Genomic DNA, 21,716 nt, shown 5'->3' on the forward strand with positions numbered 1-21,716 from the left:
TTATTTCGGAAGTTTGAGGAAGGCCTGCTGGCCATGCTTGCGGATGTAGTCCGCTTTGTCGCTGGCGCTCATTTCGGAACGTTTCAGGCTGCCACCGCCGTTTGGTTTGTGTCCGCCCGCGCCGGTGCCTTCTGCGCGTGGAAACAGATGCGGAGCCGTCTCCTTAAGAGACTCCGCCCATTCGAGTGGACTCAGTGGCGTTTTGCCGTCTTTACCGAACAGAACATCGCCATTTGCATCAACTGCTACGGCCTCGCCTTCGTCGTTGAGCTGGAACGTGCCTTTGGCACGCAGAATCAGATCGTCGGATGCTTCCGGCAGCGCGCCAGCTTTTGAGGCTGCTGCACGGATTGCATCGCCCAGAACTCGATCCCGGAATTTGTTGGAGAACGCTTCGGCTTTGTCGGCGCGTTCATTTGCGGCTTTAATCTGCTTATCAACGTCAGCGCGCAGACGCTCGGTGCGCTTATCTAGCACCTCATCAATTTTCCCGGCGGCAATCAGCTTTGCCTCTTCGTCGTCGGAAAAACGTTGGAGGATCCCACGTACAGCATCAGGATCGATACCATCGAAGCGCGACAGGGTTTCTTTTTGCTGCTTGATGGTGCCCAGCAGCTCAGAGTTTTTTGATTTCAAGCCAGTGACTTCGCTGGTCACACGCTCATCAATCAGCTTCTGGATTTCTGGGGTGATTTCGATACCACCGCCACCGCTGCCCTCTCCGCCGCTTTCAGGTGCGTAATATTTCAGAAGCATGTTTCGAATTAACATAATTTCCCCTTGGGATTTTGCCGGGCCTCGCCCATAAAAAAGCCCCGACGGATGCCAGGGCGTGAAGAAAGTAATGGTTGTTAGTAGTCAGTACCTGAGAGCTGTTTCAGACGTTCCAGGCTGATCCATTCGCCTTTGTCAGTGAACATATCCGCCAGGTCGATTTCACCCGCGCGGAACAAACGGCCACGCTCGGCACCCAGAACTTGATCCTGGCGTTGTGCTGGCTGGCGTGCGAGCCATTCCAGATACGAGGTTTTCCCCGGTACCTGTCCATCCATGCTGGCACGAGTCCCCTCGTCCATCTCGTCGATATCGATGCCGAGTTCTCGCCATGACTTGAGGATCAGGGTTTCAGTAGAACGGCAGCAGAAATGAATCTTCCCAGGTCCCTGCAGGTAAGGCACCTTATGCCCAACCGGTTTGTTATCAAGGGTGTAGCGCAGCAGGTCACGAATAATGCAGTCATGACTTGTTTTATTGTCCAGCGTAGACAGCCACTGTTTGCCTTTCACGATATCGCTGTTGGCACTGGTGAAGCTGTTGCGTGCTGTGGCAGCCAGATGATTTACAGCTGTTTTAGCGATGCTGGCGGCATTTGCCCTGCTCATCTGCAGCGCGCCGTCGCGATAGTCTTTGTTGGCGTGGCCGCGAACACTGCGTGCGATTGTTTCTACCGTGTCGCCGGCAAGATAACCCCTGCGGACAGCGTTCACGATACGCGCCAGCCTGTCCGATTCCAGATTCTCCGCCCATTCACTCAAAAGTCGTCCCTGAAAGGGTTGCGCCATTGCTGCTGCATACACCATATCGGCGGTGATGCCCTGCAGCGAATAGTGAGACAGGACCTGTGATGGCAGAAGGGAATCGAACAGGCTCAGCTGATAACTGGCTTCGTTCTTGGCCAGCGCCACCAGCTCACCCTTGAGCCCTGCCTGCATGGTAGCTACGGCCTGATGATTAAGTTCGCGTACGCTGCCCAGTAAACTCTGCAGACGGCTAACGGTGAAGCTCTCAGGAGGCAATCTGTCCAGCGCATCCAGTAGACGTGCCGACAGGTCAGCATCCGTCTCGTTAAGCAACTTCACCATCCGGTTTGCCACGCCGGTGGCGTAGCGGCTTAACCAGACGGAATGTGCGATCGACTCATCGCGCAGGCTTTCGTTTACGGTTGCCATATCAGCCCCCGGTCAACGTGGGTGCCTGATTGCGAAGCGCATCAATAACCTCGTCCGGGCTGTCTGCCGGGTCAATAAGATCGAGCTTCTGCAGCGCGCGAATCATATCGCTGTCGCGCAGCGCACCGGACTGCCAGGCGTTGACGATCGCCGTCACCATGCCCGACTCAGCAACCTTCGCAATGAATTCCTGATTGATGGTGTAACTCGTCGTTTCGCCCTTGATGCCGAGGTATTTCGCACACCAGCCAAGCGCCAGCGTATAGGCTTCAGAAACGTTTGAAACGCAGATACCGAGCACCGATGTTGAGGATGTTTGCTCACCGCTCGCCTGGGTAGCAGTCTTCGCCGTGGCGTTCTGCTCAATCAGCCGGGCGCCAAGCTGCACCATGTAATCGCGCTTGCTGTCCATGGCCTCTTTAGCCAGCATGTTCGGCTGTGCCTGGGCATAACCAAACGAGCCTTCTTTGGGAAGCAAAAGCGGTGATCGGGAACCAATTTTCACGCCCTTCTTCTCGAGGTGATCGCGCCAGCCTGTATCGAGCCCAGTCATGTACGGCTGCACCTGGCCACAGAACCACACGCTGTCCTCATAGTCAGCACTGTTACGATAATGACCGTGATTTATCTCCACCAGCGCAGCTAGCGGTGAATCATCGATAGTGGGATCGTTATTCTGAGCACCGACAAAGGTGAACGGGATTTCGTCCCAGTAGTCCTTTCCTTTCGGCTTAGGGTGGTACTCACTGTCAACGGTGTAGGTACCGCTTGCGGTGCCACCTGCCCGGCGCCATACCCGGCAGATAAACTTCCCTTCCTGCAACGCCAGCTCGCGGTACTGGATTTCATCCTTGTAAGCGTAACCATCCGGCTCTTCTACGCATTCACGCAGTACCACCAGTACCAGCTGATCGCGCCCGTTAATTCGCTTTGTACGCCAGTTGATAATGTTCTCTGCCGGATAGCGAAGGATGATCGCCTCATCGGAGGCTTCTGCGTAATCGACATAAAGCCCCTCTCGCGCCACCTCCAGCACGTTCTCGGTCACCAGTTGCGACTGCTGATAGATGCTGGTTCCGGCCCCGTCAGCATTGTCCAACAGGTAATTGAGCTTTTCAGGGCCGTTAAACGTGGGATCCTTGCGATACGCCATCCCAAGCATGCCGATTTTCGTATTACCGGCAATGGCATAGAACACCGCGCGGCTCAGATAGTCCTCATTGCGCTTGCGATTGCGTGTGGATTTATCGGCTGGGTCGAGATAAGGCAGATACTTATTACCTGCCGCTTTTACGGCCTCAGCTCCTTTGCAAAAGTCCCTGTATTTCCGCCAGGCAGCAGAAGCCGCCCGGTGTTCTGGTCGAACCCAGGTGATGTCGTCGTTTGCCATATCAGAAAGTGGTGTCCATGGTGATTGAGTATGCCGGTTTCACGATCGGGTAATCCTTCACGATGAAGTACCCACCAGCATCATTGGGGTGATCGTTATCTGCTGATTTGTCCGGTTCGCCATTGGCCGCCCAGATTTGCTGCTCGAGGCTCTCGGTGTAAACCGGGCAGTTCTGAACGTTAACCAGATAGCGGCGTTCGCCATTGGCGTTGCAGAACATGGCGTTCATCGAGTTGATGCGGTCCTTAACAGGAGGGTTGGCATCATCAACGATGACGCTGAATCCGGCATCGTTGAGCTGGGCGATGTCGGTCTTGCTGGCGTTCTGCGATTTGCGGGAGTCGCCTGACGCATCCGGATAGATATAAATCTCCCGGCTTTTAACGTATCGGCCATCCTCGTAGCGCCAGAACTCTTCCTGGATGCGCTTAATCATCGCCTGAGTATCGTAAACCTTCACCAGTTCACGTACCGCACGCGGCAGGCCATTACGCTTTACGTGAACGATCGCGGCCATTTTTCCAACGTTGAAGTCCATACCGATAAACAGCGGATCCCCATCCTGAATCTCATCAGAACAATTGTTCAGCTTACGGTTAAAGGTGTGGTAAATGGTCCCGCTGTTGAGGTTCGTGAACTTCCCCCGCAGGTATGCCTGAATCAATTCATCAGGATAAGAACTCAGCAGCGAGGGTATGTAATCCGGGGGAAGGTTCTTCGCGTTGTCGAACGTGCTGGCCTGAATCAGCCCGTACAGAGCAGAAAGCTCAGGTTTTTCACGCACCGCTTTTACGAACTGCTGGTAAACGAATTTGAAGCCTTCCGGCGTTGTCGTGACATCGATGCCGTTACGCAACCCATCGACCTTGTAACGCATACGGGCGATGATTTTTCGCCAGGCCTGCTGTGCTTTAGCAGCCGCCATGACGTCCAGTTCATCCACCATCGCATTACCGATTTTAAAGCCGACTATCGAACCTGGCTTCTCCATCGAGCGGCAGATTGTTGTCCCGCGGTACCGTCGCCCCTCGTAGAAGTGAACCTCTTTATTCCCCTCATTGATTTTGACGCTCAGCCCCCAGTCAAAGGCCACCTCTTCGATCGTCGGATAGAAGATGTCACGAATCTGCGGGTAAGTTGGCGCGAAGTAGCCCTGGTTGATTTTCGGATGCTCCCACATGCCCTTACAGATGCCGCCACAACCCACCCACGTCTTACCGGACCCGAACCCAGCAACGTAGGCTTTGAATTTGTGCTGCATCGCGAGGAAACGCGCCTGAGGAATGTTAAGTGTCGGGCTGATCCCCATCTTCCGCCCTCGCGTCCACTACGTTGATATTGATCTGCACTGGAGTCGGTTCGTCATCATCACCATCACCGGCCAGCTCTTTGCGGAGTTTTTCCACCTCCAGCTGCCGGCGGTCGATTTCGATTTGCTGGAGACGCTGCGCGAATTCGCTATCCGCCAGGCCAAGCCGCTTCATTACCGCTTCGAACATTCGCTCACGGCTGATAGTGGTTATCTCGACGCCATTCTTGCCGATCTTTACGCCGGAGTAAGCGAGCCTGGAAGCAGCCGGGAGTTTGCGCGTATCAGGGAAATAAGGCTGGCCGATTCCGTCACCATTACAGCGCGGACAGCCAGGGTTAGGCTCTCTGGTGTGATCGTAGCCATAGCCGCCTGTATCTTGCGGCAGCCTTGCCCCTTCCCTTCCCTCCGCCTTTGCTGTTTCCTCTTCGAACTCTACAGCGTCACGCCACTGATAGTGGTGGCCGAAGCCCCAGCAGTAACGACACGCACCGCGGCGATACTGCGAAAGTTGGTTTGCATCGAAGGTGGCGAGCTGCCACATCTGCGCGAGAACCTCATCGGCACTGCCAAGCGTGCGCGCAATTGAGGCCTTTTGCTGTTGCGCAATAGCCTGCGCAACTGGAGTTTTCTGAAGGAGTTGATAGCCGATTTGTTCAGCTGATTTTTTACTGTAGCCAGCCCGGATAGTTGCCTGTGTAGCATTGCCATCCTTCAGGTATTCTGCGACAAAGCGTCTTTGCTGTGCCGTTAATCCATCATCATCCACCAGATCATCTGCGCTTTTATCTTTCTGCGCAGTGCGCAATTTTTGCTGCGCAGTTTTTTGCGCAATTTGCGCAGATGGTTTCTTGATGTATCGGCGGGCAGTAGCGTAATTCAGTTCCTGCGCTTCACACCATTCCTTCGGTGATACGCCGGTTGCGGCATGTTCGGACAGGAACCGTTGCTGAAGCGCGCCCCAGTCCGGTTTTGCCATTGTTTACTCCAATAAAAAAGCCACCAGCGAATGCCAGTGACTTAGGATTGTTGTGGTGCCGAGTACTTACTGCAAACCTTATATAAGCTTGATTTTTATACTATAACCCTGGAGGCCAGACATAGTTTCTATAGGAATAAACTCAACATCAGAGACTTCCTTCCCTGTTTTTTTTCTCAACTCAACCATTTTTTTTGAGATGAAAGACGAAATCTCTTTTTCGATTTCACTCTTGATGTTATCAGAATTCATTTTACCTCCTATAAATAACTCATTAACACTCAACCAAACACAAATCGTTAATGAGCGAATCAGATACTTATGTATAGATGATTCATGACACTATGGCAAATATGCACCCTACTATATGTACAGACCCACTAAAACATCATATAGCAAAAGCAACTAAAAACCACTATTTAAGGCATATTAAAGTCTATAAAAGCATTACTTGCACACCTTTACAACTAAATACTTATTTCCTGCTATGATTAATGTACCAAACAATCCCAGGAGTATTTATGTTCACTAAATCCGCAGATAAAAACCAAGAGAAACTTGGTGATATGGAAGGCAGTTTTGGTGGAGCAATTAATCCATCAGAACATCCTGTAATAGAAACCGCAAAAAAATACGCAACACAAACCAACGATGCCATACGAAGCCACTCTGACGATATAAAATCAAAAATAAAATCAAACCCTCGAACATGCATTGCAATATTAACCAGCGCAGCTTTTGCATTAGGTTTTTTATTGGGGCGTAGATAATAATAAGCATTCAGCCCAAACGTCAAAACCTTTTTAAATACGTATTCAATCATTCAATCAAGCGTTGAGATGACCAATAAATAATCATTATATTAAACCGCCCTTAGGCGGTTTAATTATTTTATACTAATTCTGTAAATCTCTTTTATCATCGGGTTCAAGTGGACTTGATGGTTGTCCCTCTCCAGGAAGGTCAAGCGGTTCCTCTTGAGGAGAAGGTTCTAAATCAGGGGCAGGATCATCAAAATCAGGACGTCCGGACATATATACTCCTTAATAATTCACGTGTTTTTTATTTCCGATCTCTTTTGGCCGATTTTTTATCCTGCTCATCATTGTTTCGATCTTTCCCTTTTTCATTTTCTTTCCCATTATTCCTGTCCTGGGACCGCTCATTAGAGATGTTCATATGTTTAGCTTTCATGGGTAACTCCAGTGATAATGACAGCAAATTGCTGTATATTTATTATAGTAGCAATATCGAAAATGAATCACATATTTGATGTTACTAAAAATATCCTGAACCCATATCATTAATTACTGGGCATATTAAATAAAATACTTACAAATAAATTACAAATAGAGCATCCACTCAGGGAGGTAAACTATTGGCCGCCACCTAAAGTTTTGCATCTCCTAAACGAAACAGCATTCAATTGGCCCTAAGAAAGAACCACCATATTTATGTTTTTTCTTAAGACTTCATATGCCTAGCCTTGCCACCAGAAAGTGGGGCGGTTTCCTCATTTTCTTCATCATTCTTATAAACTTCTATGAATTCATCAGCATGAACAGGAGCGCCACCCTCATCTTCCCATTCATTTAACGAGTGTAGCCATTCCTCCTGCGTTATGACTTTACCTGTTTTGGTACTACGTAGATGAATATTCACAACACGCTCCCATTCTTTTACTCAACGAAGAGTATAGCTCAACGCAGTTAATCATCAGTTCGAAAATTCAATTAACCGCGTCTAATATTTGGTTATTTTTTATGGGGATATACCAAAAATCATCTATTATTCGAGAAAATAATTGTCATCGGCAGCCTGAGACTATTCCTATTACAACCGCTTACGCTTGTTGATTACTGGTTAACTGCCAGGCTATCCAAGACTCTGATGCGGAGAATGCCAACTCCAGGGAATCATCGATAAAAAGAGCAAGTGAAACTGAGACTCCTTTAGCTCTCCTTGCGAGGGCTTTTTTTTGGCATCACCCAACCTATCAGATTGCGCTTAAAATATATGCTAATGCTAGTGTCCAAGAGCGAGATAGTGGCAGAACCTTGCGGATGAGGTTCTATTTCAGACACTGCTCTTTGATGTAGTCCTGCAGGTAGCCAATTTGCTTTCTCACTGTGACGATTCGCTTTCTGAGGGTGAAATAATCCCGTTCAGCGGGGTCAGTAAGTCTGGGGCTGGTAGCATCGCCCATGCCGCCGGTGCTGGTCGCTCCGTTCGCGGGACATCTGGCGTTGACGTGCAGCCCACACTTACCAGTGCTAACGCAACGCTGCAGATCTTCAAGCTGAGATTTCGCATCGGCTAATTCCTTCGTGTATTTAGCATCCAGTGCCGCTGCGTCACGCTGGCGGGTCTGCATGTCTTTGATGGTGGCGATCGACAGGCTGAGTTTCTCAGTGGCTTTATCGCGTTGGTCTTTATAAGCGATGGCGTTGTCGCGGTAGTGGTTAATCGCCCAAGCCATGGAAACTAGCAGGCTGATAACGACAGTGAAGATGATGGCTGTTAATCGGCTCATTTCTGGCCCCACTCGCATACTTCCCGCTCAATCTCACGACGGGTTATCAGCCCCTTCCACTGTTTGCCACCGGCATACGTCCAGCGCTGCAGCTCTTTGCATGCTCCCGGAACATCACCGGCATTCAGTTTCTTCAGAAGAGTTGATCTGCTGAATGCGCCAGAGCCAACGTTATAGGTGAAAGAGTAAAGTGCGGCCCGAGTGGTTTCGGGAACATGGACCTTAATCAGCGGGTCGATGGCGTTTGCCACCTTTCGCAGATCAGACTGCAGCAGGTTGTCACACTCTTTGTCGCTGTAACGGTGGCCGCGGCGAATATCAGCGCCGGTGTGCCCATCGCAAACAGTCCAGACACCTACGACATCCTGATAAGCGTAATATCGTCGCCCTTCCAGACCATCAGCATTACCCAGCATGATCGCTGCTATAGAGATTGCACCGGATCCGCCAACAATAATGCCCACCAGCTTATTTCTGAGTGTCGGGTTCATCTCGACTCCTGCTACGGCGGTTGTCTTCGCGGATTTTGAAATAGAGATTTGTCAGGTACGTCATCACTGCAATGATGATGCCCACCAGCACGCCGATAGCGTTCCACTGTTCGGGACTGTAGGCATTCAGCATGCCGTTCAAAATGCTGCCGGCTGAAGCGCCGTATGCAGCGCCGGTGGTTAATTTGTCCATGCGATACATGCTCTCACCTCGCTCTGTGCGGGTGCTAAATTTGGGAATAAAAAAAGCCCGCTCTTTCGAAGCGGGCCAATGAGTTGACTATTTATAAGGTAGGTGTGAGTGAGACCTATGCTCAGGAGTGAAGCTGTATCGGCTGATTCACTATAGGCTCAGGAGAACCACCAGAGAGGTAGGCGCATCTCACAACTCAAAGCGTAGCAGCAGATTACAAAACCATAAAAAAATGGCCTGCTTTTTATTACAGGCTCTCAAGGAATTTGAAACTTGTATTGTTGTTGTCATGGTGCCGGGTGCCTCCCGGTGACTCTACCCCAGTCAGCAAAGACGCGCGCATACCTGCAGACAGCAGTTGACTGGAACGCCCTTTCGCTTAGAAAGTGATTCACCACTGAAATAATTTACGCGCCATCTATTCCTGTGGTCAATGCTTTATCTATGAACAAAAAAAAGCCTACTTAACGAGTAGGCAATCTGAGACTAACAGCATGCACGCTGTTAGTGAAAAGCACTAAGTACAAGCACTTCCATATCCATTCCACCGGATATTTAGAAGAGTAGCTCGAAAAAGATGAAGTGCAAGAAATACAGTACAATATCGTGCGATAAATCTTCTTAACTAATTGGTGGAGAAAGTGGGCCGGAGAGAATTTCTGCTTCTCCGTTATGACAAATATCATCTCCCTGCGTCAGATGCCAGACACCAGTTATAGTCTGGCCAGTTTCAAGATCCTCGGTTACACCATTGGTGTAGTAGGCGACCTGAATCCTGCCGTTGTGCTGTACCCAGTAGAAACCTTCTTTCATTTTCCCTCCTGCTTGGTTGGGAAAATTATAAATCACCGCGGGGTTGGTTGGTTTTAGAAATTCTTAAATCGCTATTAAGCAAAAGCCCCACGGGGTTAACCGCAGGGCTTTAAACGAAGGCAATAACCCATCGTTAGAGCAAAATTACCACAGTTTCGGGAAAAGTAAATAGCTCACGATAAAATAATGCCCTACTTTGTTATCTGCTTCAGCTGCGCATCAGCCCACGCCTCTTCGATATCAAACTTAGTGATTAGCTGATCGTAAAATGGTTTAACAGACTTCTTCCATGTATCGAGACTAATTTCATCCGTAATCTGGCACACCGCGGCGTAAGCCTCAGTTGATGGGATTCGCTCATATCCGCGCCCGCTGCAGCGCTTACAGTCAGCCAGAACCGGCACACCCTGCTGTTCAGTAAGAACCTGATTAACGGCTTTCCCGCGTCCATGGCAATCTCTACAGGCACAACTAACAACCTTCTTACCCTTACACTGAGGGCATAGCACGCGCGCTACCTCCCTGACGTCTCTGCGCACCTCATACTCAGAAGGACGAATATTTTCGACGCCCATATTCAGGGACATCTTCACGAATTTCTTCTCTTTTGCCGGAGTGTGAGACTTCATGCTGAAAACCTCAGCGTCAATAAACCCTGCCCCTTTGCAGCCATCGCACGGCTTCACGCTGGCCGCACTACGGGAATAGTCCTCGAACGCGAAGATGGCCAGCTGATGCATCACTAATGGCTTAACCCTGGCATCCAGTTTGCGAAGCGCAGCGACCCGGTCGCACTTGGTCAGCGCGTAATGGGCCAGCAACTCAATCGCCCTCTTCCGGTCATTGTTGCTGATGCCCATTTTCCCGAGAAAAGCACTGTAACCCAATGCTGCCCGTTCCTGCGTCATACCCATAGCGGCCATGATATCCGTTCCACTTAATGAGTCTGACGCCGTAGAGCGCGGAGAGTCGCTAATCATTGTCGATTTGGCGAAGTGATATTTGAGGATATTTTCAAGATTCATGCGGTCTCCAGCTCGGTAATGGTGAGTTCTAATTTCCCGCCCTCAACGACAGGCATTTTCACAACGCGATAGTCGACAACCTGGCAGTCATCCAGCCAGAATCCCGCCTTGGTTAAAGCGTCGAATGCAGCTTTCTGCAGGTTATCCAGATCGCGGCGCCGGTGGTCGGGCATGTGACATTCAATACGGATTTTGAGTGGTGCGGCCGTGCGGATATTAAGTCGGGCGCTTCGAATGACACTTGCGACCGCATAACGGTACGCGACGCCATCAGCGCTAATGTGTGTCCGCCCGCGGTTGTGCCGGTAATACCGGTTATTGCTCGGCGGCCAGGGCAAAGTGATTTGATATGTCTTCACGTTCACCCCCACATCCGGTTTCGCCAGCGACTGTCCGGGCGCGCTGGTGTATTTGAGGTCGGCAGGTATGCACTGACAGTCCAGGTTACGTAATCCTGGTTTAGGCTGCGCTCAACGCGCACGCCGCGCGCTTTGTAACGCTTGACCAGCTCGTCGGCCTGTTCGGTGCTGCAATCGGTGTGGTGGAACCAGGTCTTCTTCATTCCATCACCCCGCAAAGCCAAGCAGCTGCGCGGCGACGTTTTCGGCCTCGTCACGGCTGCGGAATGAACGGGACAGGACCCAGCGCCAGAGAACATCGAGCGCAGCTTTATAGAGTTGCTGAAACTCGAGTTCGTCCATGTTGGCAAACGAGATGCTGCGAGGATGCTTTTTGAGCGTTCCGTCAGGTAGCTGAATGGCATCAAAGTGCCCTGCCTCGACAATCACCCAGGAGCGGTAGCATCGAAGGACTTGCACAGGCTAATGCCATTCGTGACGCGCCGATAAGCAACCTGTTCCAGGTATAGTTCGGTAGCATCGATCAGAGCCCCCTCGTTCCCGCCATATGAAGCCAGGTACTTGGCGTAGCCGGTGATCAGCTTCCGCTCGTTGCTCGAGATAGCCCCGCCGGTTGGTTCCCAGTATTCAAAACCGAGATTGAGAAGCGCGAAAAAGCGCCGGTGAAATGCCGGGTTTCGTACCCGCCTGAACTCGGCAACAAGAATATCGCCGAGCCGGTTTTTTGATTGCAGGATATCCCTGGTCTCGGGCGTAGCCGGGATCAGTATTCCTGAATGATGTTTGATAAGTTGTAATTCTAGCGCCATGGTTCTCTCCGTGGCGCATCAGGTATAGGTTGTTCAGGCCTATGAAAGAATAATATCAGACGGTGGTGTAACTCGGTACCCCAGTCGTTTTGCAAATTGCATAAACCCGTTGAGAGTGAATATTTCTTCCTCTTCGAGCAACGGTCGTAATGAAACTATTCCATTTACTCGATAAACCAGATATCTGCCCTCAGCCGGGAAGCTATAGATAACTGCTTTATCGGCCCTTCTGACCACGTCGTACCATTGATCATCTGCATTAAAGGCATCTGCACTACACACTATTTCCCCCAGAGCGACTTATTGACGCGGTAAACAGTAATCGGGAACAGCCAGGGGAACGCAAACAGCGATACTCTTTGAAACTGCTCCAGTGAAATTCACGCGATTAATAAAACCACTCGTCGGCGCTTTCCCAGGTCTCCTGCACGATTTGCTCAACCTCTTTCTTGTCGCCCCCGAAAACACTCAGACCATCATTGCTGGCACGCTTAATCGTAAGCTGGCATTCATAAAACTGTTTACTGAGCCTTTTGAGCAGTTCTGACTCGAGTGCAGGTATAGCTCCATCAGGAAGTTTCTTCATGCGATCAATGGCTAACTCGATTTTCACTTTCCCCTCCGCAATGAATTACTGTATGCATGTACAGTATATTTATAAACTTATGTAACGGATTTTGCAACGTTTTCAGAACATCGAATGTGAATCAACCGATTTTTCTTGTAGAAAAAAATCAAGCGTTCAATCCAGGCGGTAACCTAGATAAAACTCATCTTGCGTTGCAAAATAGCATAAGGATTTTAAAAGGTTGGAATTCATTCGCTTCAAAAACGGACATGAAAGCGATGAGTTAGAAAAGAGAAGAAAACCTCACTTATGTTAAAAAATTGGGTGATTATTAAATTGGTTTAATTTTAGCCAAATGTGATAGAGTGAAATACATTCATTGAGAGGCTAATAATCATGTCCGTTATCGATTACACAATGAAACTTTTTGGAAGCGTATTAACCACAACTGTCACCTGCCCTGTTTGCGGCTTAAAATCCGCTCAGCCTTCCTCTAAACTGCGTCTAAAAAGCCCCATGCTTTGTCCGGGGTGTAAAGCACTTTTTATCTCTCCGCGCTAGCTTCACAGCCGATGTTCTACACTTAATATAATATCAGCAGTTGTCAAATCCCCGATGCCTTACGCCCATCCTGAGAGAACGTTTCTGAACTGATTTCGCATCTGCTCCTGCGCGTTAACGTAGCAAAAGAGCAACCCAATGAAAATGAAACCTATTGCGTGGTTTAAGCGTTCTCGTATTCTGCCCGAAGGCAGCGCACACATATCAGCCCCAGCCAACGATTCGGGAGGAGAAAACTATTTACGTTCGGAACTGTTTTCTACCCCTCAGTTGGAACGCTTTGGAAGAAAACTGGCTCGTACGCACAAATTGTCTCCGGAAATACTCCCGTACTACCTTCTTAAACGACTAACTGACAATGAAACGATAATTACGCGATGTTGCTATCTACTCAATGCAGGAAAAAAAACGAGTATCATGCCAGCAGGTGAGTGGCTGCTGGACAACTATTACCTGATTGAAGAGCAGATTCGCATGGTACGCCAGCACTTACCGAAAAGCTTTGGTAAGGGTCTTCCGGTACTAGCCTATCCACATAGATGTCCCAGAATTTATGACTTAGCCTCAGAGGCCATAGCGCATGGCGACGGACACTGGGACAGCAGCAGCCTTACCAGTTATATTTCCGCCTATCAAGAGGTGACACCTCTGACGTTGGGGGAGATATGGGCTTTGCCAGGAATGCTGCGTCTAGCGCTGATAGAAAACCTGCGTCGTGTGAGCAACGAAGTGACCCAGGCCCAGCAGGAGCGAAATCTTGCAGATATGTGGATAACGCGGATTTTTGATTGTGCAGAGAATGCTCCCGCCGACCTAATTTTGATTGTTGCCGATATGGCGCGTGATCATCCTCCACTGAGCAGTGCCTTTGTTGCTGAAATGGTTCGTCGTCTGCAGGGACATGGCAATGCTCTTGCACTCCCTCTGAATTGGATTGAACAACGTCTTGCAGAGCAAGGTGTTACAACTGAGATCCTGATTCATCGCTTCAATCAGCAGCTTGCCGCCAGCCAGCTTTCCGTCAGTAACAGTATTTCGGGTTTACGTCTGCTGAGTGAAACGAACTGGTCTGATTTTGCAGAGACCATCAGCGTAGTCGAGCAAACTTTACGCCTTGACCCAGCTGGTATATATCCTCGCATGCACTTCGACACCCGAGATCATTATCGCCATGTGATTGAAACGCTTGCCAGGGATGCGAGCTTGAGTGAACCGGAAGTTGCAAACCGCGTGTTGGCAATGTCTTGCGAACCGAGTCTAGATCCTGAGCACCGGCATATCGGTTATTTTCTGCTTGGGGGTGGAAGGCCACAACTCGAACAACTTTTGTCAGTTGAAAGGTCTCTATTGAAATGGCTGCGGCAGAGTATGAATAAATCGCCCCTTCTGTCATGGCTTGGTAGCCTGAGTCTCTTGACCACGGCCGCTACGGCTACCATATTGTATGAAACTGCACTACAGGGTATATTCTGGCTGCTCATCCCCCTAGCACTCCCCCTTATTGTTGCCATTAGTCAACTCGCCAGCGATATGCTTAGCGAAGCAACGACACGCTTTCGTATTCCCAGACCTCTGCCGCGGATGGACTTTTCAAGTGGGATACCAGTTGAATATGCCACAATGGTTGCGATCCCTTGCATGCTGACAAGCTATGAAAGCCTCAGCAAACTTCTCTCTCGCCTGGAAGTCTGCAGCCTTGGCAATCAGGATGAAAATCTCTGCTTTGCACTTCTTACCGATTTTCCGGATTCATCAACTGAGGATACCGAGGAAAACACTGTCCTTTTAAGGCAAGCGATTGCTGAGACGCAGAGACTTAATCGGCGCAACCCTAGCGGCCGATCTCGATTTTATCTACTGCACCGCCGGCCGGTGTGGAACGATTCGCAGAGAATCTGGATGGGATATGAACGCAAGCGGGGCAAACTAGCTCTTCTTAACAGCTGGTTACGCCAACCGGGAGCCCAGTTTTCGAGCGTTGCAGGCTTTCCCTCGCAGGCTTTGCCCGGACGGATTAAATACGTCATCACTCTTGACAGTGATACGCTCCTTCCTCGCGATACCGCCCATAAACTGGTGGCCACAATGGCGCATCCGCTGAATAAACCAGAATATGATCCAACGTTCCAACGAGTCGTTAAAGGGTACGGAATTTTACAGCCAGGCTTAGCAGAGGAAATGCCTCTTTACGGTCAGGGGCACTACGCCGCCATGCGTAGCAGCGTCCCGGGTAATAATCCCTATTCGATGATGTCTTCAGATATATATCAGGATCTTTTTGGCGAGGGATCGTTCGTAGGCAAAGGTATCTATGATGTAGATATTTTTGTCCAGTCCACTGCCAACGTCTGTCCGGAAAATCTTGTACTCAGTCACGACCTGCTCGAAGGATGTTACGCCCGCTCTGGTCTGCTGAGCGACGTTTTACTTTACGAACAATATCCAACTAATTATATCTCAGACGTCGCACGTCGTACGCGCTGGATCCGCGGAGATTGGCAACTGCTCAATTGGTTAAGGGTTCGGGTCAGAAAAGCTGACGGAAGCAGGGAAAAAAATCCATTGTCCATCCTTTCTCGTTGGAAATTATTGGATAATCTCCGACGCAGCCTGGTAGCGCCGTCGATCATGCTGCTTGTATTGAGCACGCTGCTCTGGCTCCCCAACCCTTTATACTGGTTTAGCGTGCTTACGCTAATATGGTTTCTTCCTGCGGCGCTTAGCATAGCATGGGATCTCGGTCATAAACCGCACCGCCGTCCCCTTAAACAACATCTGCAACTGGTCTCAGCTGGAGCCTTGAAGCGCATTTCACGTATCGGTCTCACGATTATGATACTACCCCACGAGGCCGGTTACTCATTATACGCTATTGGAGTTACGCTTTGGCGACTTGGTGTAAGCCAGCGTAACCTCAACCAATGGGTAAGCTATAACCCAGATAACTACCAATCCAGTATATCTGTTTTAGGTTTTTATAGGGAAATGTGGCTTAATGTTGCCTGCGGTCTGAGTCTCACATCACTAGCATTGGTGTTTGATCCGCTGATGCTGTTCATCGCATTGCCCATTAGCGTCGGGTGGTGCATAGCTCCCATTATTATGGCTTGGCTGAGCCGCCAACCCGCGCGTAAGCCCTTTTTGCCAGATCATAAGCAGAAACTTCTGCTGAGACAGACAAGCCGAGAAATATGGTCTTTTTTTGAGACCTTCGCCACAGCGAAAGAAAATTGGCTCCCCCCCGATAATTATCAGGAAATACCGCAGCCGACGATCGCGCACCGTACATCCCCTACCAACATTGGGTTATCACTACTGGCTAACCTTACTGCCTGGGATTTTGGCTATTTGCCAGGCGGCAGCGTCTTACAACGCATAACGCTCACGCTCGACTCTCTTGATAATATGGAACATTTTCGTGGTCATTTATATAACTGGTATGACACTCGAACACTTGCGCCGCTCAGTCCGCGTTACGTATCAAGCGTGGATAGCGGTAATATGGCTGGACATCTATTGACTCTGCGTGAAGGGTTATTAGCCATGCGAAACCAGCCGATTTTGAATGGCGAAAGAATACTTGCAGGGTTAAACGATACATTATTACTTCTTGAAAAACACTGGGGGCCGGAGGCACCGGATACACTTAAAGAGCTTCAAAAGCAGTGTTTCAGCTCAGTGGAACTTCCTTCGGGAGCTCTTTACAGCGAACTTAAAAAAATGCGTACTCAGTGCAAACATCTTACCGCTGCGAGTCAGCAGGAAGGTGATCTTGTGGTGCGCTGGGCCGAGCATCTGGAGCATCAGTTGGTTGAATTATGCCACGAATGGTCACATCTGCTCGCGTGGTTACCCCCTACATACCCAAGCGAGACATTGCCAACACTAAGCTGGTTGGCGCAGAGTACCGATACCGGAGAAGGAACGCCTCCTGCATCAGTTATTACTCACGCCCGTTTGCGGCTGGATATCATCAGCGAACTCGAAAAGAGGTTAAATGACCATGCGCGAATGGATTTTGCCTTTCTCTTCAGCGAAGCTACCAGCCTGCTCAGTGTCGGATATAACTGCGACACAAATACCGCCGATAAAAGCCACTATGACCTTCTGCCCTCTGAAATCAGGCTGACAAGTTATCTCGCTATCGCGACAAATCAGCTTCCGATGAAAAGCTGGTATGCGTTGGGAAGGTTGTTCACCAATATCAACAATGAAACCTCGTTAATGTCATGGAGCGGCTCGATGTTTGAATACCTGATGCCGAATCTAGTGATGCCAAACTGGCGTGGCAGTTTGCTTGATGAAATGGGCAAATCCGCGGTGACACGTCAGATTAACTGGGGCAAGGAACGTGGCGTACCATGGGGCGTTTCTGAGTCCGGCTATCATGCATTTGATCTCCAGCGTAATTATCAGTATCAGGCATTTGGGGTACCTGGACTCGGTCTTCGCCGAGGACTTGCGGACGATATGGTAGTCGCGCCGTATGCAACACTACTAGCTCTGCTCGTTTACCCCCAGAAGGCCTGCGAAAACTTACTTAGACTGGAGCAGAGCGGTGCACATGGCGAATACGGGTTTTATGAAGCGCTGGACTACACGCCATCACGGCTTGCTACCGGGCAACTGTACGCGGTTGTACAGTCCTGGATGGCACACCACCAAGGGATGGGATTCCAGGCGCTAGCGAATATCCTGCTTGATGCCCCAATGATCGAGCGATTTATGGCAAGCCCCACCTTTATGTCGGCGAATCTCCTATTGCAGGAACGCGTCCCGGATGCAGTCGATCTTTATAGCCCTCGCCGTCATTTTGAATCCCATGAAGGAAGGGTTAAACCGGTGCGATATGAACCGAGAGTTTTCAGTCATGTAGACAGCCCTACTCCGCAAATACAGCTGCTCTCAAATGGGCATTACCACTTGATGCTGACGCCAGGTGGTGGAGGATACAGCCGCTGGAATTCGATTTCAGTTACCCGCTGGCGCAGCGATACAACCCGTGATAACTGGGGATCGTTCTGTTATATCCGTGATCCGCATACGAATGAGGTATGGAGCAATACTTGGCAGCCCATGGGCGGAAATGCGAATAGCAGCGATGAGATAATCTTCACCGACGCAGGCGCAGAATTCAGGCGTACCTTCGGAGCCCTTAGCGTTAGGACACAGGTTGTGGTTTCCCCGGAGGATGATATAGAGCTGCGGCGTGTCACCCTGGTACACCATGGCCGTCTACCGCGAACGCTCGAGCTAACAACGTATGCTGAAGTGGTGATTGCTCCAGAAACCAGTGATCTAGCGCATCCGGCATTCAGTAATTTGTTCATCGAAACTGAGATTGATCACAGTCGGGACGCTATTCTTTGCCATCGACGACCGCGTTCTCCAGATGAACCGAGCCCATTTCTGTTTCACATGATGGTGGTGCATAGCAATGATCATAATGAAGCCTCGTTTGAAACAGACCGAGCTAAGTTTATTGGAAGGGGCAGAAGTCCGGCTGATGCCGCTGCTATCTATGCTAACGGGCCGCTCAGCAATACTTCCGGTGCCGTGCTGGATCCTGTCCTAGCGATCCGACAAGTTGTGAGACTCATGCCAGGCATTCCGATAACGATTGATATCGTTTATGGCATCAGTGAGAGCCGTCAGCAAAGCAAGGCATTATTGGAAAAATACCGTGATTACCCAATCGCTGAGCGTGTTTTTGAGCTTGCCTGGTCGCACAGTCTGGTAGTGCTAAGGCAGATAAATGCCAGCGAAGATGACGCAACGCTGTTTAACCGACTCGCTAGTGCTGTGCTCTATCCCTGTCACGAACTACGCGCCGACGATCAAGTCATAAGCCGTAACCGCCGCGGTCAGTCCGGACTGTGGGGCTGGGGTATTTCAGGTGATTTACCGATTGTACTGCATAGCGTGACCAGCGATGAGAGTATGACCTCTATCACTACACTGATTCAGGCTCATCGTTACTGGCGACTAAAAGGGCTTGAAGTGGATCTTGTTATCCTCAATAACAGAGCAGGTGGCTATCAGCAGGCCCTTCAAACACTGATTATGGATTTAATCTATGCCGGTTCAGAAGCCAGCCTGCTGGATAAACCGGGCGGCATTTTTGTCCGTAACGGGGAGCATTTGTCTTCTGAAGATAAGCAATTGTTGATGAGCGTTGCATGTATGTATCTTGACGATCGCGCCGGCGGGCTAAACGAGCAACTTAATCAGCGGCTCCACTCGCCAATTAAACCGCAAAGGCCATTTGTATCTTTTGTCACTGAGGGAAGCAATCGACAGGAAGACTGGACGCCGCATATAGAACATCTGTTCAACTTCAATGGGCATGGAGGGTTTTCAGAGGATGGACGGGAGTATCAGATTATCCTGAAGGAAAATGTTCCAACGCCGGCCCCTTGGTCAAATGTGCTTGCAAACTCCTGTTTTGGTAGCGTCATTTCAGAAGCCGGACAGGCTTACAGTTGGTATGAGAACGCTCATGAATATCGTTTAACCCCCTGGGAAAACGATCCAGTAAGCGACCGTAGCGGTGAGGCTTATTATATTCGTGATGAAGAGAGCGGAACGGTATGGTCACCCACGACGTTACCTGTTCGTGGCCACGGGGATTATATAACCCGTCATGGTTTTGGCTACAGCGTATTCGCGCACCGCGATAGTGGTATAGATAGCGAGTTGACAATACTGGTTGGAGAACACGATCCTGTTAAGTTGGCACTTCTGACGCTTAGTAACAATTCGGGCCGCACGCGCAAATTATCGGTCACAGGGTACGTAGAGTGGACGCTTGGGGAATCACGCTCGCGTTCTGCTCCCCATATCGTTACACATACGGTGGTCGTGCCGGGTGGTAGTGGAGTTACAGCAAATAACTTTTACGGAGCTAACGGCGAAGGACGCATTGCATTTTTCGCTGTCAACGATCCTAATTGTTCGTTGACAGGTGATCGCCGAGAGTTTATTGGCCGCAATGGCTCTTTGCAAAAACCGGCCGCAATGAAGCTTCGCAGTTTATCGGGAAATACGGGCGCTGGTTTGGATCCATGCGGTGCAGTTCAGTCAGTTACCACCCTAATTGACGGTGATCAGAAGACCTTCATTTTTGTACTCGGCAGCGAGGAAAACTCCGCCCGGGCTCAGACTATACTCGATCATTATTTGGATGAAAATATCGTTCGACAGGAGTTGGAAAATGTCCATCGTCACTGGCACCGCATGCTGGATAAGATAGTGGTCAAAACACCAGACCATTCAGTTGATAAGCTAGTTAACGGTTGGCTTCTATATCAGACAATGGCCTGTCGTCTCATGGCGCGCAGTGGTTATTATCAATCGGGTGGCGCATTTGGTTTTCGCGATCAACTCCAGGATACATTAGCACTGACCCACGCTGCACCGGAACGCCTGCGCGACCAAATAGTACTATGTGCGTCAAGACAGTTTATTGAAGGCGATGTGCAGCACTGGTGGCATCCACCTCACGGTAGCGGCGTACGCACGCGATGTTCAGATGATTTTCTCTGGCTCCCGCTCGCCGTCTGTCACTACGTCGACACTTCTGGGGATATCGGAATACTAGAGCAGATGATTCCTTATCTGGAAGGGCGTCAGCTCCAGCCTGGAGAAGAGTCCGTTTACGATACACCACTAATCAGCCACACCGAAGAGACGCTATGGCAACACTGCGTTAAAGCCATTAAGCATGGGCTTCGTTTTGGACAACATGGTCTGCCGCTTATGGGCGCTGGCGACTGGAACGATGGGATGAACCGGGTCGGCATCGAAGGAAAAGGTGAAAGCGTTTGGCTCGGGTTCTTCCTATTCGACATTTTAAAGCGTTTCGCGACGCTCGCTGATCGTCAGCAAGATAAGCTTGTAGCATCGCTGTGTCGCACGGAGGCGGAACACTTGCAAAAAAATCTGAATGCGACAGCCTGGGACGGGGAATGGTTTCGGCGTGGATATTTTGACGATGGAACGCCTTTAGGATCCAAAAGTTCTCAAGACTGCCGGATTGATGCAATAGCTCAAAGTTGGTCCGTTTTATCCGGTGCGACAGACTGTGGACGTGCCGGTAAATCAATGCAGGCACTGGACAAGCATTTGGTAAACTCCGAATCCAGGTTGATAAAGCTACTTTCGCCTCCATTCGATGGACACGGACCGAATCCCGGTTACATTCAGGGTTATGTGCCTGGTGTGCGTGAAAATGGCGGGCAATATACTCATGGTGCTATCTGGGCAGTGATGGCATTTGCCCGAATGGGAAATGCAGAGCGTGCGTGGCAACTCTGGTCACTGATCAATCCAATAAACCACGCGTCTACTGACGAAGAAGTTGCGATTTACAGAGCAGAACCATACGTAATGAGTGCAGATGTTTACAGCATCGCGCCACATACTGGACGTGCAGGTTGGAGTTGGTACACCGGATCAGCGGGTTGGGCCTATCGTCTTCTTACAGAAGAATTGATGGGCATAAAACGTTCCGGTGATGTCTTGACCATACATGCCCTGTTACCAGCAGAGTGGGAGTCTTTTTCTCTGACATATCAACATGACGAAAGTTATTACGAGATTACCATTACACGTGGCAACGGGGAGTACCAGGTCATACTAGATGGTATCGAACTGTCTGATGACCGAATACCTTTAAAGCAGGATGGTCAAAGACACATAGTAGAGATCACTCAGAACTAAGGGATCTTAAAAGCGC

Annotated in this window: 21 protein-coding genes and 1 pseudogene; 3 read left to right on the forward strand and 19 right to left on the reverse strand. The window is 49.8% G+C overall.

The annotated features are described in order from the left end of the window. From ACMGGH_RS17790 to ACMGGH_RS17815, 6 genes are all read right to left on the reverse strand, one after another. Positions 1-771, reverse strand: a complete 771-nt coding sequence (locus tag ACMGGH_RS17790; protein ID WP_069732876.1) for a hypothetical protein — start codon at positions 769-771, stop codon at positions 1-3. Between the two features lie 80 nt (positions 772-851). Further along, complete coding sequence (locus ACMGGH_RS17795; RefSeq protein WP_069732875.1) at positions 852-1,949, reverse strand: phage minor head protein; 1,098 nt, start codon at positions 1,947-1,949, stop codon at positions 852-854. A gap of 1 nt (position 1,950) precedes the next feature. After that, positions 1,951-3,339 (reverse strand): DUF4055 domain-containing protein, encoded by a 1,389-nt coding sequence (locus ACMGGH_RS17800; protein ID WP_069732874.1) that lies wholly within the window; start codon positions 3,337-3,339, stop codon positions 1,951-1,953. A 1-nt stretch (position 3,340) separates the two neighbouring features. Beyond that, complete coding sequence (locus ACMGGH_RS17805; protein WP_420299189.1) at positions 3,341-4,648, reverse strand: terminase large subunit domain-containing protein; 1,308 nt, start codon at positions 4,646-4,648, stop codon at positions 3,341-3,343. Continuing rightward, positions 4,626-5,627 carry a terminase small subunit gene (locus ACMGGH_RS17810; protein ID WP_069732873.1) on the reverse strand — a complete coding sequence of 334 codons (1,002 nt, stop codon included), beginning with the start codon at positions 5,625-5,627 and terminating at the stop codon, positions 4,626-4,628. Before ACMGGH_RS17810 ends, ACMGGH_RS17805 begins: the two co-directional genes overlap by 23 nt. Before the next feature lie 78 nt (positions 5,628-5,705). Then, entirely contained in the window at positions 5,706-5,879 is a 174-nt protein-coding gene (locus tag ACMGGH_RS17815) for a GnsA/GnsB family addiction module toxin (protein ID WP_065421364.1), read from the reverse strand. A 269-nt stretch (positions 5,880-6,148) separates the two neighbouring features. Here ACMGGH_RS17815 and ACMGGH_RS17820 point away from each other — a divergent pair, with 269 nt between their 5' ends. Then, complete coding sequence (locus ACMGGH_RS17820; protein WP_127353564.1) at positions 6,149-6,397, forward strand: hypothetical protein; 249 nt, start codon at positions 6,149-6,151, stop codon at positions 6,395-6,397. Positions 6,398-6,523: 126 nt separating this feature from the next. Here the strand turns inward: ACMGGH_RS17820 and ACMGGH_RS17825 are convergent, their stop codons facing one another. From ACMGGH_RS17825 to ACMGGH_RS17885, 13 genes and pseudogenes are all read right to left on the reverse strand, one after another. Next, the gene (locus ACMGGH_RS17825) at positions 6,524-6,661 is read right to left on the reverse strand and encodes a hypothetical protein (RefSeq protein WP_164724261.1); all 138 of its coding nucleotides are present in this window, start codon (positions 6,659-6,661) and stop codon (positions 6,524-6,526) included. A 28-nt stretch (positions 6,662-6,689) separates the two neighbouring features. Further along, a complete protein-coding gene (locus tag ACMGGH_RS17830; protein ID WP_256099411.1) occupies positions 6,690-6,821 on the reverse strand; it encodes a hypothetical protein in 132 nt (43 codons plus the stop codon). A 270-nt stretch (positions 6,822-7,091) separates the two neighbouring features. Then, positions 7,092-7,289, reverse strand: a complete 198-nt coding sequence (locus ACMGGH_RS17835; protein ID WP_127353565.1) for a hypothetical protein — start codon at positions 7,287-7,289, stop codon at positions 7,092-7,094. Positions 7,290-7,698: 409 nt separating this feature from the next. Next, the gene (locus ACMGGH_RS17840) at positions 7,699-8,160 is read right to left on the reverse strand and encodes a lysis protein (protein WP_049136391.1); all 462 of its coding nucleotides are present in this window, start codon (positions 8,158-8,160) and stop codon (positions 7,699-7,701) included. After that, a complete protein-coding gene (locus ACMGGH_RS17845) occupies positions 8,157-8,651 on the reverse strand; it encodes a lysozyme (RefSeq protein WP_049136392.1) in 495 nt (164 codons plus the stop codon). Before ACMGGH_RS17845 ends, ACMGGH_RS17840 begins: the two co-directional genes overlap by 4 nt. Further along, positions 8,629-8,853, reverse strand: coding sequence for a class II holin family protein (locus ACMGGH_RS17850; RefSeq protein WP_049136393.1), 225 nt, complete (start codon positions 8,851-8,853; stop codon positions 8,629-8,631). Before ACMGGH_RS17850 ends, ACMGGH_RS17845 begins: the two co-directional genes overlap by 23 nt. Before the next feature lie 612 nt (positions 8,854-9,465). Next, positions 9,466-9,657 carry a hypothetical protein gene (locus ACMGGH_RS17855; RefSeq protein ID WP_049136394.1) on the reverse strand — a complete coding sequence of 64 codons (192 nt, stop codon included), beginning with the start codon at positions 9,655-9,657 and terminating at the stop codon, positions 9,466-9,468. Positions 9,658-9,848: 191 nt separating this feature from the next. Then, a complete protein-coding gene (locus tag ACMGGH_RS17860) occupies positions 9,849-10,682 on the reverse strand; it encodes an antitermination protein (protein ID WP_049136395.1) in 834 nt (277 codons plus the stop codon). Then, positions 10,679-11,041 carry a crossover junction endodeoxyribonuclease RusA gene (gene rusA / locus ACMGGH_RS17865; protein WP_049136400.1) on the reverse strand — a complete coding sequence of 121 codons (363 nt, stop codon included), beginning with the start codon at positions 11,039-11,041 and terminating at the stop codon, positions 10,679-10,681. Before rusA ends, ACMGGH_RS17860 begins: the two co-directional genes overlap by 4 nt. A gap of 2 nt (positions 11,042-11,043) precedes the next feature. Next, complete coding sequence (locus tag ACMGGH_RS17870; protein WP_049136396.1) at positions 11,044-11,244, reverse strand: hypothetical protein; 201 nt, start codon at positions 11,242-11,244, stop codon at positions 11,044-11,046. Positions 11,245-11,248: 4 nt separating this feature from the next. Then, positions 11,249-11,850: pseudogene (locus ACMGGH_RS17875) on the reverse strand (DUF1367 family protein). Positions 11,851-11,889: 39 nt separating this feature from the next. Next, a complete protein-coding gene (locus ACMGGH_RS17880) occupies positions 11,890-12,132 on the reverse strand; it encodes a hypothetical protein (RefSeq protein WP_224065701.1) in 243 nt (80 codons plus the stop codon). A gap of 106 nt (positions 12,133-12,238) precedes the next feature. Further along, complete coding sequence (locus ACMGGH_RS17885; RefSeq protein WP_038419647.1) at positions 12,239-12,463, reverse strand: DinI family protein; 225 nt, start codon at positions 12,461-12,463, stop codon at positions 12,239-12,241. A 351-nt stretch (positions 12,464-12,814) separates the two neighbouring features. Between ACMGGH_RS17885 and ACMGGH_RS17890 the strand changes: the two genes are divergently transcribed. Both ACMGGH_RS17890 and ACMGGH_RS17895 read left to right on the forward strand, forming a co-directional pair. Beyond that, the gene (locus ACMGGH_RS17890; RefSeq protein ID WP_214551156.1) at positions 12,815-12,979 is read left to right on the forward strand and encodes a YnfU family zinc-binding protein; all 165 of its coding nucleotides are present in this window, start codon (positions 12,815-12,817) and stop codon (positions 12,977-12,979) included. 138 nt (positions 12,980-13,117) lie between these two features. After that, entirely contained in the window at positions 13,118-21,700 is an 8,583-nt protein-coding gene (locus ACMGGH_RS17895) for a glycoside hydrolase family 94 protein (protein ID WP_069732872.1), read from the forward strand. The last annotated feature ends 16 nt before the right edge of the window (positions 21,701-21,716 follow it).

This window comes from Enterobacter sp. BNK-16, from assembly GCF_048684955.1.
Classification (GTDB): domain Bacteria; phylum Pseudomonadota; class Gammaproteobacteria; order Enterobacterales; family Enterobacteriaceae; genus Enterobacter; species Enterobacter bugandensis.